We start from the raw sequence: 16,058 nt of genomic DNA, 5'->3' as shown, positions 1-16,058 counted from the left end.
TACTCTTAAACTAAAACACATTTATACCTACAATTAATTTATTATCTTTCAAAAGAGTCGATAGTTTTATATTTTTTATTTTTTTATTGTACATTTGTACATTTGATGTTAGGATTATGCCTATTAAAATTGAATCCTAACGATTCTTCTTTATAATTTCTATATTTTAAATACCAAATAAAAATATAGATTCTGAAACACGATCAAAATCAGAATAAAAATGTCGTTATTTTACAATGATGTCGTGGAATACCTTTAGAATGGAAAGATACATGCAACAACGTGTTAAGGGGTTACAGGGGGAACAAAAATGAGAGACTTTTTTGATGATAAGTATAAAAATATTGAATTAAAAAGGAGGTTAATAAATTTAATAAGTGACATTAGCGAGTTCAAAGGAAAATTAGCTGCTTATCAGGAACAAAACCCTGACATATTTAATAATTTAGAAAAAACTATACCACTACATTACATAAAAAATTTCACAACTATTTATGAAGATGTAAAAGTTCCTAATAAAAGATTAAAAGAGCTTATTTTAGATGATATAGTACCTCAAAATATTTCAGAAGATGCTATTTTTTGTTATTATCAAACACTTTCTTTTGTACATAAAAACTCCTGTACTTTATTAATTAATCCAGCAACTATACAGGAATTACATTTTCAACTAATACATTACCTTACCTCTGACAGTGCCAAATGGCGTGAAAAACCTTTTATTATTCCAGGTATTCCTGAGCATGGAATGCACTTGAATAGTTACCGCATTCTTCCACATGAACTTATTCCGCAGTTTATGGAGCAATTATGTGATCAATACAACTCATTAAATGCTAGTAAGGGACTACATTCGCTTTTATTAATAGCTCGTTTTATATTAAATTTTTATTGCATTGTCCCTTTCAATCAAGGTAATAACAGGCTAGCATTTATGTTAATGCAATTACTGTTAATTAAGAGTGGACATACATTTGTAAAATATGTATGTTTGGATAAATATATTAAGAAAAATGAATCTGATTATTACAATTCGATTTATAAATCTTCCGTGAATTGGTACTGCGAGGAACATAATAGTAGCTTTTGGTTAAAAACGTTTTTAACAATTATTTTAGAGGCTTACAAAGATCTTCATAACACAGTTCTAGATTCTATATGTAAACATACTAAAGTTGAGAGAATTCAGGATTTTATACTTAAACAAAAACACCCCTTTACTAAGGAGAGTATTCGTAGCACTTATCCAGACATTGCAGAGAGTACAATCAGTAAGGCTTTAAATTCCTTGCAATTATTTGGGCATATTAAGCTAGTTACAAAAGGAAGAAACGCAAAGTGGACTAAAGTTTGACCATACTTTTATAACTCTTACAGTTTAAAAATTCAATTATAACGTTATCAATTGTTTCCATGATTTTGGGATCAAATTCATGGAATGTCATTTTAATTTTAAGCTATTATTACTACTTTAGTTATTTCTAATTCCTACACAACAATTTATAGGAAAAGGTACGTTTCCTTCCACCTTTTCCTATAAAAATATTAGATATTAACACAGAAAGATTGTCGAAAAAAGTCGTATTTTAATATTTTTTCTTTATTTTCTGGTTGTAAACGTTTTAATTTCATGTTACCATCTTAATCAAACAATAGAGGGTAATAAAAATGAAAGTATTTCTTTCCCTTAGGAACATATAAACGTACGGTAACATCAAGTAAATAAGGCCCAAGAAATATTTGATACCTTCCAAAATAAACAATAGGAATTTTGCACTTTAATTTTTTCTTTCAATTTAGAAAAAAACATTTTGTCCCTAAACAAAAATTGTTAGCATGCAAAGTTCAAATACACTAGAACACCCAAATAAATGTAATTTCTTTTTAATCGATCATTAAAATATGAAAAAAGTATTCTTCCTACAAAATTCAGCTGATTAACTTAAAGACATCTAAATTACTATCTTAATTTCCCTCTATTGTTGACAACATATTTACCAACTATGAAAAAGAGCCTTACAAGGGTTCTTTTTTGTTATAATCATTCAAATTTCAATTTTATCTTGATACTTAGATTTCCACACAAATTTCCTCTACTTTTTTACTCTCAATTATTAATTTCCATACCAAATTTGTTTAAATTTATGAATAAAATTCCATCATATAAAAATAATAAATACAACTAATCGTTATATATTAAAGAGGTGTCAATTTTGTCCTTAAATGAAGAGACCTTAGAAACTAAAACAGATAAAAACATTGAAAAGATCCAAACAAGTAACTTAGAAGAGCTTAAAAATACATTAGATAATATCTTTGATATTAGTGCAGATTTAATCGAACATCCTTTGCAATTAAAAACAAACACGAATATTTTACTATATTATTTTGAAGGCCTTACAGATGGTGTCGCTTTAAAAGGCAATGTTGTTACACCATTATTACAAAAAGTAAATGAGGACAGCCAAATATTTAATTCTAATATTATTGCTACTCATACCAAAATAGTTTATACATGGAATGAAATTAAAGAAGGATTACTTGAAGGTCAATGTGTTCTATTTATGGAAGGAGAAAAGCGGTCACTTCTAATAAATACAAAAGGCTGGGCAGAAAGAGCAATTCAAGAACCAATTTCAGAAGTTACTATTAAAGGCTCACATGATGGATTTATTGAGAATGCCACAAAAAATATAGGCTTAATTCGTCGATATCTTCCTTCTACAGAGTTAAAAATCAAAAAGCTGACGATTGGAGAACGAGCAACTTCATTAGTCTATTTAATTTACTTAGGTGATGTAGCAAACGCAGATGTTGTCCAAGAAATAGAAACTAGAATCTGTAAAATTAAAACGGATGCGGTATTGAGCATTGGAGAACTATCTAATTATACAAAAGATCAAAATTGGACTCCTTTTCCACAGGCTTATTTAAGCGAACGCCCAGATGCCATTTCAAATCATTTACTTGATGGGAAAGTAGCAGTGTTAATGGATAGATCCCCTGGTGCAATGATTGTTCCAATGAATTTAATTGGATTTTTTCAAACTCCAGATGATTATAATATTCATTGGCTCATTGCATCTTTTTTTCGCCTATTACGATTTGCAGGATTTATTATAGCTATTTTTTTACCGGCATTTTATATTGCTATAGTCTCTTTTCACTTTGAAATCATTCCTATAGATTTATACACTTCTATTGCAACGTCAAGAGTCAAAGTCCCTTTCTCTCCCTTATTGGAAGCTTTTATAATGGAAATCACACTAGAAATGCTACGTGAAGCTGGTATTCGCTTACCACAACCCATTGGACAAACTATAGGAATTGTTGGAGGGATTGTAATTGGACAGGCTGCTGTTCAAGCTGGTCTTGTGAGTAACGTTATGGTTATTATCGTATCGATTACAGCCATTGCATCATTTATTGTTTCTAATTATGATTTATCAAGTTCTATACGCCTTATTCGTTTTCCAATGATGTTATTGGCATACTTTTATGGGATTGTAGGTATTGTTAGTGGATTAATGCTCTTATTCGCTCATTTTGTTTCACTAACTTCCTATGGTTCACCATACGGATTGCCAATCGCGCCATTTCGGCTCAAAGAATTAAAAGATTCTTTTGTAAGATTTCCTATTTCTATGATTACCACCCGCTCGAGTACAGGACAGCCGAAACAAAAAAAGAAAAAAGAAGGTGGTTCGCATGGGGAATCTTAAATTTCAAAACCTAACTTTATTCGAATTTATTATTTTCATTCATTCACTGCAACTAGCATCAGGTATGTTAATTATGCCAAGTCCACTTGCTACTACAGCTGGCACAGATGGCTGGATTTCCATCATTCTTGGATGGATAGTTACTTCTATAATCGGCGTATTTATTATATTAATGTTACAAAAAAATCCTAACAAAAATTTCTCACAAATCTTAAAAAGATATTTTGGTAAATGGATAGGGACAATTCTTTTTCTTTTATATGCCTTTTATCTATTTTTTGCTGGCTTTAATACTTTATTAAAGGCAACTGATATTGTAAAAGTGTGGATATTCCCTTCCACTCCTGCTTATCAAATCACCATATTATTACTATTACCTTTTATTATTTTAGCCCTGAGTGGGTTAAGGGCTCTTACTAGTTATTCTATGCTTGTTTTCTTCTTCACTACTTGGATGCCACTATTTCTTCTTTTTTCACTACAGACTAACTACAACCCTTTACACCTACTACCTATTTTTAAAGATGGATTATACCCTATTGTAAAGGCAACAAAAGAAACCATTACTCCTTATGCTGGCTTAGAAATTGCATATTATATATACCCGTTCTTACAAAGAAAACAAAAAGCCATAAAAGGACTACTAATTGCGAATACTGGAACTATGTTTTTCTATCTATATGTGACTATTCTTTCTTATATATACTTTAGTCCGGAGGGGATAAAAGACGTAATCTGGCCAGTATTTCATCTGTTAAAAGGGGTTCGTTTTTCATTCATGGAACGATTAGAAATTATATATATCGCTTACTATTTAATTGTATTTTCCACTACGATATATCCGTATTTATTTTTCAGTTTTGAATCTGTGACCATTTCACTTCCAAAAAACACCCGCAATTGGGCGCTGCTTGCTTTTATGTTATTTATAGTTGGCATATTTATTTTCCTAAATCCCGATGTAGATCAATATTTGTTTATATATTCTCTTATGGATATCTTAAATGTCGTTTTCTTTATTCTATTACCAATCTTATTTTTCTCTTACAGTATTCTTTTTACTTGGATTATTAGGAGGAAGCAACTTTGATTCGAAAATGGATATGGATTGTAATTTGTTGTGTATATATAATTGGTTGTAGTCAGAGAATTCCTCTTGAGAAGGTTTCATTAATCCTGTTAATTGGCTTGGATAAAACCCCTAATGGAGACATAAAAGTTGGAACAAGCATACCACTCTTTCATCATAAACAGCAAAAAAGTACTATAGAACATTGGACACATGCATCAACTGTATATACTGGATTCAGTAAGATAGATACGAAATTAACGGGCTATATGACAGCTTCCAAAGCTGAAATCATTTTAATTGGGAAAAAATTAGCGCAAGAAGCAAATTGGTTGCAGGAGCTTGATTCGTCATACCGTGATCCTTACGCTACCATTAATACTAAAGTAGTACTTGTAGATGGACCTACAGAAGAAATTTTTAAAATTCATAAGCCTAGTAAACCATCACTTTCATCTTATATAAATGGTGTAATCGAATCCTCAATTCAAAATAACCAATCCGTCTCTTCTACAATTCAACAATTAATGAGAGAACAAAATGAAGAAGGAATGACGCAAGCTGTTCCAATTATCAAAAAAACAAAGAATGAAATCGACACAGTAGGAATTGCATTTTTAAATCGAAAAGGGAAATATTTAACTCATATCCCTAAAAAAGATGTTAAATTTTTCAATCTTATAAATAAGCCAAAAAGTAACGGCCGAATGATACTACACCTTGCGCTTCCTCCTAAAAAGTCCAACAAAAAAACAAACACCTCTATCTTCGTACAGAACGCGACAAGGAAAGTAGATGTTGATTTTCAAAACGGAAAGTTTATATTTAATTTCAATATATATGCTAATGTAGCTTTAATAGAAAAAACCAATGCGAATTTAATTAAGGGGCACTATGATAATAAAACAAATATAAATAATTTAAAAAGTGCTATTCAAAAAGAAATTAATAATAATTTACAAAATATGCTGAATCAAATACAGCAGAATAAAATTGATCCAATCGGATTATCCCTATATGCTAGAGCTTTTCAATATAAAGAATGGAAAAAAGTAAAAGGAGATTGGTTGCAAGCGTTAGCAAAGGCTAAAATAAATGTAAAGACACACGTCAAAATAAAAGATACTGGGACCATTAGAAATTAGTCTTAGATTTAATAGCATTTCTCAAAGGAATCACATATTGTTCTAGTGATTCCTTTTTATGAGAGAATAATGCCTTGCTTTAACGAAAATACAATATATGCAATAGGCAATGATAGCTAAACTCCAACTGACACCATAGTAATCATGTGTGTAGAAGTCATAACCTGCCTTAATACCTTTTTCTATTACAACTAACGTAAATCCTAATGCCACCCACTTGTTAATTTTCATCTTGATAAACGTTATAGCTATAATAATTAAAAATAAAATATTTGTAAGGCAGTTTATCATTAGCTCATATTTTTGAATTTATACTGCCATTATACAAGCAACGATATTAGTCGCAATGCCTAAGACAGCCACGGCTCCCCAAATCCTGTCCGAAATTCCCACTACTGATTCAGTCCCTTCCTTAATAAACATTCTTTTCCTTAATTCGTTCCTACACACTATTCAAGGTATGCTGTATTATCCTTGTCTGATGAATATCTATTTATCTTTTCATATAGAGCAAACAAAATTTTTACTCATAATTTTTTCTTTATCAGGCAAACTAGATTTAAGCCGTTTGAACTAGCGGCTTCACTCTTCTGGTAATGAGATAGTAATTTATAGTAATTGACTAACGCATTCAGTCCATTGGCACTGGCAGGCGACAAAATTGTTGTCTGCCAGTTTCATGTATACTTTTTCTAATTTCATTCCAAACCATACGTTCGCTTTACTGATTTTGAAAAGGACGGAATTAGATTTTGAATAAGTAAAAAAGATAAAGCTCAGTCCACTTTTGGTATAGGACATTTTCTTTTTACATATACTATTTTTGAGCCTTTTTACCAATACGTGTCCTATTGGTGTCTTAAATTCCTCCTAAAAAAGGGCGGCAGATACGACTGCATGCCCTTTTTTATTTATATTGCTGTTCTCTATCCAATAAACCAAATGAAAACTAAAAATGCACTATTACATATTCTGCTCAGTCCAGATTATGTTAAAATTTCTTATGTTGTTTATTTCATAGTCGAATTATGGTTTCGTATCTAATTCAACAATATGTGAGCTGTATACCAAAAGAAAAGACACCCGAATGGTGTCTTTTCTTCTTTTAATCTAAAAAAACATTTTTCTTTTTCAGGAAGATTTAATTATCTCACTAACCCAAACCTCTAATTAAAAGACATTTTGATCACGGTGCTCAAGAGGGCTCATCTATATCAACATGTTAATATTTTAATTCCAAATCAATTTTCCAGCACTAAATTTGCTTTCTTAAAGATTTTCTGTCTTGTTCTTATTTTGGTCAAAATCCTCATATAGCTATACAAAAAATATATGCTATTATGATTTTAAGAAACTATGCGTTCCCTTAACCCTGTGACCCTGTATTTTTTACAGGGTCCTTTTTTATTTTATTTACTTTTATTTAGCTTACACGAGTTAATACACATGCCCATCAAGCTAAGATTATATAGGTTTAATTTCATATGAAATTTTCTCTTTTTTCTAAAGGTCCAGTGTAAATTCTTTAAAAATCTACGTATTCTATATACGTCTTAAGAGAAGATAAAAAAATATATTTTTTTATCTAAATTGGAACTTTATCTTGATTACTGTCCAATATATAGTGAAATCAATTTTAAGGAGGGTGCCTGTTTGGCTAGTAATGACAACATAAGCACATGGATAGACCGTCTGTTATCCGGTGACGAAGAAGCTTTTGAATATATATTTGATTTAACAAATCAGAGGATATATGACACCGTATTTGCCATAGTTAAAAATAGTCATGATACAAATGAAATTGTAAATGAGGTTTACTTTCAACTATGGAAATCCATCTCAAAATATGATCAATCTAGACCTTTTTTATTTTGGGTGAATGGCATTGTCTATAAACAAATTAGTCAATGGCGAAAACAAGTTTGGAAAAGGATGCGTTTATTTGAAAAACAGCATTCAATGCAGGAGTCAGTTGTAGAAATCCCAGAAAAACTATTACTTGAAAAGGAAACACAAAAGGAATTGCTAACATTGATTCAAGAATTGCCGTTCAAATTTAGAGTTGTGATAGTGTATCGTTTTTATCACGATTATACATATGAAGAAATTGCGGAATTATTACAAATCCCTATAGGTACGGTAAGGTCTAGAATTCATAGAGCGTTAGAAAAAATTCGGAATCAATCTAATATTGAAATTGATGAGGAGGAATATAAATCAAATGTCATTTTCAAATGAATTAAAAAAAGAAATGAAACAAGAAGTTCCTAAAGAAGTTAAAGAGCGTGCATATCACTCATTTACGCAAATTCACAAGAGGGAGAATAAAAAGAAATTGAAAAAGAAATTATTAATAACAGGTTTAGCGGCAGCTATCATTATACCAACTAGTACAATGGCACTAAATAACTCTTATTTTACGCAACCTCAATTAAAATTGAATGACATGATTACTGATCAAGTTAGAAAGTATGCAGCAGCGGGAAAATCTATACCTTTGGATCAAAAAATAACAGATCAAGGAATTACGCTTCATTTAAAAGAAATGTTAATCCAAGAGGATAAAATACTTGTTTACTACCGATTTGAACAACAAGATGGATTAATAATTCCGTATGAATTTAATACAAATGGATTGGATATCATATCCAGTGGTAAAGAAAAGGGTAAGCAAGTGGCAAGTCCAACGTATAAGAATGAAAAATTTAATACTGTAAGTGAATTGCGTTTTCTTAGTAACAATAATCTAGACAGCTATCAAAAGGATCGAATTGGTAATCCAAATGCACCGGATATTGGTATGTTTTACTTAACTGATGCAACAGGAAAGGCTTATGAAACTGTGCTGGCTTTTCATGATAAACCAGAAGGAGCAGTAGTTTTTGAAGAACTTCAAGGAGAAAAATTCCCTAATTCTTTAACTATAAACATAAATATTGATAGAGTTGGAAAAACAGAAGGAAATTGGAAAAACAAAATTTCAGTTGATGTAGAGCATAGATCCGTACAAAAGATTGATACGGATAAAAATCAGTAGAAATCATAGGACAATTTCCGTACCTTATACTTTTCAAAAAGTATAAGATATGGAATTTTCGAAATCAATCGGTTTAGTATCCTACTATCAATATCTAAATATTTGTGAAGAATACCAGCATGATGACTGTATTTAAGAATTAGTCCCCAAACAAAAAATAAGCTAAATTTACATAAATAACTGTAGAAAGAAAAATTTTGTTATGAGGGCATTTAAAATATTAAGTTGATAGGCATGGAGTTAATAATACACACCCAATTTCAATTAAAATCGTTTAAATCTTAGTTAAAATTTGAAATGATAAATCTATTAGCTTTTTTGAAAATTGTAATCTAATACTAGATATTTCAATGTATACTTCACTAAACACCGGTTAACACTATAAGCATAGTGTTAACTATCTTAATTGAATATTAGTAATAGTAAGTATAAATATTATCAATTTACTATATATTACATTTATGTAAAAATAGATGTATGTTAAGCTTTTTCAAAATCTTTCCCCTAATAAAGATTTGAAGTAGCATTTCATGATTCTCCTTACGGTTAATATGCCTTGAAAAAGAACCCTATAGGGTTCTTTTTCTTCTTATTACATCCACAGCAGATACTTAATTAACATACAAAAAGGACTGACAGTTACTTGCAGTCCTTTTTGTACCTAAATATACACTTATATTAAGTACTTAACTCTTTATTGTATTTGGCATGCATATGAACTACACATGTCATTATCATCTAGATACATAACACTTCCAAATTTAGAAGTACACAATAACAAATCTTTCCCAGCTTCCAGCTACATAACTATTAGCAGTTAATTCTCTACCGCCATTTGCTGATATAAATCTACCATTACTTAGCGCTTGTAATACATATATCCTATTGTCTCCACCATTATATAAGATAAATTTTTCCCATGCCCCAATTGATGTACGATCTGCTACTACTCTACCATTTGGCTCAAACGAAACGTACTTTCCATTACTTTTCGCTTTTAAAGCAAACGTATATAATTCCCCAGTCGGAATTAATTCAAATTTCTCCCATTCATTAACTACACTACGATTTGCTACTACATTTCCCGATGGCTCAGCAGACACATATTGTAAATTTGCAGCTTGTATAGCAACAGTCCAGCTTCCATTAAATAGATTCACACCTTTTAGTGAACTTGCATTTGATTGGACGGCTGCCAATGCATCATTCGATGGGGTTATCATCATTATCATTAGAACCATTGGTAACACCATTAAAACTAACTTTTTAAAGATCTTATTATCATTTGCATGAGCTATGAACCTCTTCATTTTCATTCCTCCCTTAATATATAGCACTCATATACATCATACCAAATATGTAAAATATTGTAATGATAGAGAATCTTTATCAACAAATACCTTATTATTCTGTTTCTTTTTTCTCAAATCTACAGCACCTAAACATCACTCAGTACTCATACATATTTTAAAAATTAATTTCACTTTATATTAAATAAATGCCAAATAGCCGTTCATAATGAACGACTATTAAGCATCTAACTAAAAATTTGAATGTTTTTCATGTTAATCTATTTTGTTTAATCCCGTTGAAGTAACTTGATAGATTCTTTTTTTGCCTATATATTCTTGTTTATTATTCTCAAGGTTAGTAAGTTTAGCCCGTGTCTTTTCATTTACTGCTTCCCCTTCTATATGGGTAAACTCGATATAATCTCCCACTTTGACCGGCACAGTTTGGCTTTCAGCAGTTTGCTGTCTATTTCCCACTATTTCTTTATTGTACACAACACTACCGGATGAATTCTGTACTTTGATACTCGCATACGTATTATTAAAATAAGAATGTGGTACGCCTGCTTCTAAATTCACCTGTATTTTCTCTGTTATCCTATTATAATTTACTTTTGCAATTTCTCTATCACTATATCCTTTTAACGACCAACTAAATTGATTTCCGTCTAAAACCGTTGTTTCTGGCATTTTTTCTACTTTCTTCAGACCTTCTTTTGTAACTTCGTACATTGCTTTTTTTCCAAAGCTTTCTTGTTTACTACTATCTACATTTGTTAAAGTAGCTCTATGCACACCTTCTTGATGTGTTAACTCAATATAATCTCCTACTTTAACTGGAACTTTTTTCGATTCGGCATTTTGTTGTTTGTTTCCATAAATGTCTTTATTATATACTACTTTGCCTGATGCATTTTGTACTTTAATACTCGCATATGTTTCATTAAAATAATGATGCGGTACGCCTGCTTTTAAGTCAATATGCATTTCTTCTGTCGACTTATTGAAATTGATTTTAGCAAACTCAAAATCACTAATCCCTTTCATTGACCATGCAAATTGATTTCCATCTAAAATTGTTACTTCTGGAATTTTTTCTATTTTTTTCAAGCCTTCTTTTGTAACTTCGTACATTGCTTTTTTTCCAAAGCTTTCTTGTTTACTACTATCTACATTTGTTAAAGTAGCTCTATGCACACCTTCTTGATGTGTTAACTCAATATAATCTCCTACTTTAACTGGAACTTTTTGCGATTCGGCATTTTGTTGTTTGTTTCCATAAATGTCTTTATTATATACTACTTTGCCTGATGCATTTTGTACTTTAATACTCGCATATGTTTCATTAAAATAGTGATGCGGTATTCCTGCTTTTAAGTCTACTTGCATTTCTTCTGCTGACTTATTGAAATTGATTTTGGCAAACTCAAAATCACTAATCCCTTTCATTGACCATGCAAACTGGCTTCCTTCTAAAATATTATTTGCATTAGGCACATTTGGTTTAATCGGATTAGAATCCGTCCCCTTCCAAATCTCTGCTGTTAAAACCGGATATCCTAATGCAGCCACTTTTTGAATGGTATCATTATTTGGACGTAATCCCCACTTCTCAAAGAAAGGCATCAAATTTTGTTTGGCTACTTTTGATGCTGAGATCATAAATAATTGTTTTTTATTTTCATCAGTTTGTGGAAGTTCATTAGAAGGCATATCTCTATACAATTGATGCAGTTTAGGATAGAAGTCTTCTCCATATGCTAACTGTAGTTGCCAAAGCATAACAAGCTTAACAAAAACATCACTAACTTCGTCATAATTTTTATTAGGTTGTTCTAAGTATTGAAATGCCTTAGTATAAGCGCCCTCCTGTTGCAATCTAAAAGATTGATTAGATGTAAATGCTTTTTCTACAGAAAGGCTGTAAATATTATTTTGTACTTCTGTCATATTATAAAACTTCCAAGGTGCTTGCTGTCTCAAATGCCCTGCCTCATGCCAAGGACCCCAACCATCTTTTATAAATTTATTTATATCTAACACGTATTGAATTGCATCTCCTACATATGCAGTTCGATAAGAAGTCGCATACATATAATAATCTGGTGAATGATTTTCTTCTACGTAATGAATATAATGCTTGTCAGCTTGTTCTTCGGATAATCCAGCTACTTTGTCTTGAATTCGGGTAGCTTCATCCATCTTTTTTAAGAGTTGTACAGGATCTGTATTAGAACCAAGCAAATATTTCTTAACACGTGCAGGGCTGGCCGTAATTAATACACGTTCTCCTTTTAGCTCCACTGCATGTGCATTTGGATTTTGGTTCAGCATGTCTATTAAATCTTGTTTCGTATGCTTGCCTAGTTCAAAGAAAGGAGTAGTCGTTCCACCAGTTGTGACTGTTGTTCGAATGGTACCACCTTGTTGTTTATTGTAAAAATAAATCATTCCTCCATTTGGAGATTGGATTGTGTTTATACCTGGTTTTAATGTAAATGATTTTATTTTAGAATCTTCTCTCCAAGAAGCATCATACGAATACGTTCCAATGTATGCTTGAATATTTTCATTTCCTTCTACATTAATCGTTATTTGTTCATTTGGCTTTGCATATAAACCAGTCGGTTCATATGGACTAAATGCCATACTTTTTCTTTCCTGTTGTTTCAATACCTCAACATCCCCTTTTCCTGGGACTGTATATGATCTGTTTTCTAATTTAACTGACTTTTCCTCTTGCAATGATGTCGATATTTTTTTTTGCTGCTTTGTTTCCTCTGCAAAGACATCTGATGAAGAAACCATTCCAGTCGTAAGCATAGTTACTGTAGCAGTAGCTGCAAGTATTTTTCTAGTTTTATATTTTGAGTTATTCCCCATATTATCTCCCTCATTTTCCCTTAGTACATGTAAGGACTATTATTTTATTTATCATGTTTTTACATCAAAAACTATTTACGCTATTTATGTTGTATCTAATACTCTATTTTTTCTCATAATAGTCTCCTTTTCTTTATTTCTAATTGTTTATAAATGTTATTTGATGACACATAAAATAACAACTTTACGATAAACTCATCAATAACAACCTATTATGTTTTGATTTAGTATTCTTAACTTCCATCTAATTGTATAAAAGTATTCAATTAGGAAAATAAGAATATAAAGCTCACTAATCATAGATTAGGTTTTACGGAAAAATTCATAAAAATCATTCACCTTAAAAATTCAAACTTGTATAACTACTTTCTACATATAGGATGGAATTATAAAAATATTTCAATAAAACAAAAGACAGAGGCCTGATTATACCTCCGTCTTTTCAATTTATAAAGAACAAAAAATCATTTTATAACTGTATAAATGCCCTTGTAACAAATACCGTATTCCGCTATTTTTTTGAAGAAATAGGATCCATTTTTAATGTTTTTATCCCTTCTTTTAATGTAAACGCATCCGCTCTCAATGTTTTCCAACTATCTTTCGCTGCATTCAAATTAGGTTTTAGGAATTTGAATTTATTTTGATCCGCTTTTTGGGATGCTTTATCAATATGACTAAGCACTCCCGAATATTGAGAATCTAAATCATGCCATTGTGCAGACATATAGGTAAGTGCATTAATAGCCGATCCAATCGCATTGTGCATTTCATTAATATTATTATACGCAACACCAACTACACGATTTAATGTTACTTTATAATCTATAGTCTGACGTAATTGTGCTAACAACGGCTCTAATGTACCTAAATTATTTCTTGCTACCCCTATCATTACACCACCAGCAATCCACGTAGGAATTGAGGGAATTGATACAGTTATTATTCCATCTGATTCTACTTGTTTAAAATGTCTAACTTGCTCTAAAACTTCATTTAGGCGCTTTTCATCTTCATCAATTCCAGATGCTTGGTTTTTCAGAATCGAATGCAAAATATCTTTATGACCTCCAAATGCCCGGACATCTTCTCCAATACTATCTCTTAACTTAGCTAGTTCTTGTATTAAATTCTGTGTATATGCTTGATTTTGTTTAATCTCACCTTGTAAATCTGTAATGCCTTCTTTTAATGTGTCTGCATCCCCTTCATTAATCGCTTCTACTAATGTGTCATAATAATTGTCGAATTTAGTATCATACTCTACAATCCCCGTCAGTGTATCTAAAAGTTGTTTTTTTATGTGTGAATCCCATTTCGTAGCATGCTCTCTTGCATTCTTTTGATCTTGTAGAATTTGACTAGGTAGATTTGTATATCCTTTAATGTCAATTCCTTCAAAGTTAACATCTGGGTTTTTAATTAACAAATAAGAGTAATCATTCATAGATTTTGCAAATACTCCAGCATCTTGCAAAGCTTTTTTCATCTTTTCGCTGTTTACAGAAAGAGATATATCTTCGGTACTAGTTTGTTCCATTTTACTTTCACTTGCGAAGGCTGCCACTGGAGAAACTACAGTAGTTGTTGTCACAGTTAAAAACGTCGATAAAGCAAGTAGTTTATAAGGAAAGTTTTTATTCATTTTAATTCCTCCTATACATATATATTGATTTTTAGTTTGTTTTTTCTTGTTTAAAAGCAATGTCTTTTGAAATGAATTCTGCATCCTTATGAATATCATTCCAACTTTGTTTTGCAGCCTTTAAATCATCAGGTATTAAAGACAGTTTATGTTCTTGCATTTGGTCGATATTATCATATAGATCTTTATAATTCGCTCCCATCGTATTCCATTGTTGCTGAACATTCGTTAGAGACATGATTGCTTGATCCACTGTTTGATACAAATATGTCAACGTGTCTTTTGTATTAGTAAGTGAAATAACTGCTTGGTTAACAAGATCGGCTTTCATACTTAATTCTCCGATTTTATTAGAAATTTCATTATAAGAGTTCATATGATTAGATGCCGCAACACCAGCTGCTGTTCCTAAACCGATACCAGCTGCCCCTAGAGCTGTTAGACCACCAACAACAGCTGGTGTCGCTGTGCCACCGGTCACAACAATTACTACCGCTCCTGCAATCGTTCCAATAACTAAAATAGCTGCTCCTAATCCACCACCAATTGACCAGGCTAATACATTATCAAAATGTGCTTTCTGCGTAGAACGTAAATTCTCAATTTCGGCCTGAAGTTGTGGGACTAGTGCTTGTTTTCCCGCTAATATAGCCGTTAATCCCCCTTGTCCATCTGGACCTCCAACATTATTTTTAAAATCTACAGTATTTGTATACAACTTTGTTTTGAAAGCTTCTAACATCTTAATAACTTCCGTAACTTCATTTGAATTTGTATGAATTGTACCGATTAAATCCCCTATTCCTTCTTTGAGGCCCGCCTTATCTTTCTTTTTTACAGTATCTACTAGTGTGTCGTAATAATTTTGAAATTGTTCATCATAATTTACAATATTACGTGCTGTCTTTTGAATGTTTGGCTTCGCTGTATCTAGCCAGTAATTTGCATTGATTCGTGACAGTTCCTGATTCAGGTGAATGTTTTTAATTAATTCTCCCCCTCCTGAACCTAATTCAATGTTGGATAAATTTACATTCGGTTGCTTAATCATTGTTTTTGCGTACAAATCCATTACAAGAATATGAGAGCCTGTTTCAGCCAATACTTTCTTTAACCCTTCAGGTCCTAACGCATAATTTTCTATTTGCTGTTCTTGTGCTGTCTGTTCTTGTGCAAGTGCATGAATAGTACTACCATTCGTAGCAGTTATAACCGTTGCTAAAGTGGCCAAAGTTATGACCTTAAATGGAAATTTCATTATTTGA

At 31.4% G+C, this 16,058-nt stretch carries 11 protein-coding genes; 6 read left to right on the top strand and 5 right to left on the bottom strand.

Features of this window, described 5'->3' with window-relative positions; all coding sequences use genetic code 11:
• The first annotated feature begins 310 nt into the window (after nt 1-310).
• The 4 genes from ABH961_RS07560 to ABH961_RS07545 all read left to right on the top strand — a co-directional run bounded on the left by ABH961_RS07560 (nt 311) and on the right by ABH961_RS07545 (nt 5,936).
• On the top strand, nt 311-1,354 hold the full coding sequence (locus ABH961_RS07560; RefSeq protein WP_404519161.1) for a Fic family protein: 1,044 nt from the start codon (nt 311-313) through the stop codon (nt 1,352-1,354).
• An 859-nt stretch (nt 1,355-2,213) separates the two neighbouring features.
• Complete coding sequence (locus tag ABH961_RS07555) at nt 2,214-3,722, top strand: spore germination protein (protein ID WP_098077080.1); 1,509 nt, start codon at nt 2,214-2,216, stop codon at nt 3,720-3,722.
• On the top strand, nt 3,709-4,812 hold the full coding sequence (locus ABH961_RS07550) for a GerAB/ArcD/ProY family transporter (RefSeq protein WP_098077077.1): 1,104 nt from the start codon (nt 3,709-3,711) through the stop codon (nt 4,810-4,812). The genes ABH961_RS07555 and ABH961_RS07550 overlap by 14 nt, the downstream gene beginning before the upstream one ends.
• Nucleotides 4,809-5,936, top strand: coding sequence for a Ger(x)C family spore germination protein (locus ABH961_RS07545; protein ID WP_098123808.1), 1,128 nt, complete (start codon nt 4,809-4,811; stop codon nt 5,934-5,936). Before ABH961_RS07550 ends, ABH961_RS07545 begins: the two co-directional genes overlap by 4 nt.
• A 42-nt stretch (nt 5,937-5,978) precedes the next feature.
• On the opposite strand, the gene ABH961_RS07540 is transcribed toward ABH961_RS07545, so the two are convergent.
• Nucleotides 5,979-6,245 carry a hypothetical protein gene (locus ABH961_RS07540; RefSeq protein WP_240519144.1) on the bottom strand — a complete coding sequence of 89 codons (267 nt, stop codon included), beginning with the start codon at nt 6,243-6,245 and terminating at the stop codon, nt 5,979-5,981.
• A 1,344-nt stretch (nt 6,246-7,589) separates the two neighbouring features.
• Between ABH961_RS07540 and ABH961_RS07535 the strand changes: the two genes are divergently transcribed.
• Entirely contained in the window at nt 7,590-8,174 is a 585-nt protein-coding gene (locus ABH961_RS07535; RefSeq protein ID WP_000157852.1) for a sigma-70 family RNA polymerase sigma factor, read from the top strand.
• Nucleotides 8,158-8,973, top strand: a complete 816-nt coding sequence (locus ABH961_RS07530; protein ID WP_098131666.1) for a DUF4179 domain-containing protein — start codon at nt 8,158-8,160, stop codon at nt 8,971-8,973. Before ABH961_RS07535 ends, ABH961_RS07530 begins: the two co-directional genes overlap by 17 nt.
• 761 nt (nt 8,974-9,734) lie before the next feature.
• Here the strand turns inward: ABH961_RS07530 and ABH961_RS07525 are convergent.
• From ABH961_RS07525 to hblD, 4 genes are all read right to left on the bottom strand, one after another.
• The gene (locus ABH961_RS07525; protein ID WP_404519159.1) at nt 9,735-10,283 is read right to left on the bottom strand and encodes a fascin domain-containing protein; all 549 of its coding nucleotides are present in this window, start codon (nt 10,281-10,283) and stop codon (nt 9,735-9,737) included.
• A 255-nt stretch (nt 10,284-10,538) separates the two neighbouring features.
• Nucleotides 10,539-13,148, bottom strand: a complete 2,610-nt coding sequence (locus tag ABH961_RS07520; RefSeq protein ID WP_404519157.1) for a putative mucin/carbohydrate-binding domain-containing protein — start codon at nt 13,146-13,148, stop codon at nt 10,539-10,541.
• A 511-nt stretch (nt 13,149-13,659) separates the two neighbouring features.
• A complete protein-coding gene (hblA, locus tag ABH961_RS07515) occupies nt 13,660-14,793 on the bottom strand; it encodes a hemolysin BL binding component B (RefSeq protein ID WP_098132523.1) in 1,134 nt (377 codons plus the stop codon).
• Nucleotides 14,794-14,824: 31 nt separating this feature from the next.
• Nucleotides 14,825-16,054, bottom strand: coding sequence for a hemolysin BL lytic component L1 (gene hblD, locus ABH961_RS07510; RefSeq protein ID WP_170957036.1), 1,230 nt, complete (start codon nt 16,052-16,054; stop codon nt 14,825-14,827).
• Between the last annotated feature and the right edge of the window lie 4 nt (nt 16,055-16,058).

The sequence above is a fragment of the Bacillus sp. RC251 genome (genome assembly GCF_044908765.1).
Lineage (GTDB): Bacteria > Bacillota > Bacilli > Bacillales > Bacillaceae_G > Bacillus_A > Bacillus_A wiedmannii.
The sequence above is the reverse complement of the archived record's forward strand: the minus strand, read 5'-3'. Positions and strand labels throughout refer to the sequence as shown.

Coding starts and splice junctions, on each gene's coding strand:
- ABH961_RS07520 (WP_404519157.1), bottom strand. CDS start 13,148: ATGGGGAATAACTCAAAATATAAAACTAGAAAAATACTTGCAGCTACT.
- ABH961_RS07560 (WP_404519161.1), top strand. CDS start 311: ATGAGAGACTTTTTTGATGATAAGTATAAAAATATTGAATTAAAAAGG.
- ABH961_RS07525 (WP_404519159.1), bottom strand. CDS start 10,283: ATGAAGAGGTTCATAGCTCATGCAAATGATAATAAGATCTTTAAAAAG.
- hblA (WP_098132523.1), bottom strand. CDS start 14,793: ATGAATAAAAACTTTCCTTATAAACTACTTGCTTTATCGACGTTTTTA.
- ABH961_RS07530 (WP_098131666.1), top strand. CDS start 8,158: ATGTCATTTTCAAATGAATTAAAAAAAGAAATGAAACAAGAAGTTCCT.
- ABH961_RS07550 (WP_098077077.1), top strand. CDS start 3,709: ATGGGGAATCTTAAATTTCAAAACCTAACTTTATTCGAATTTATTATT.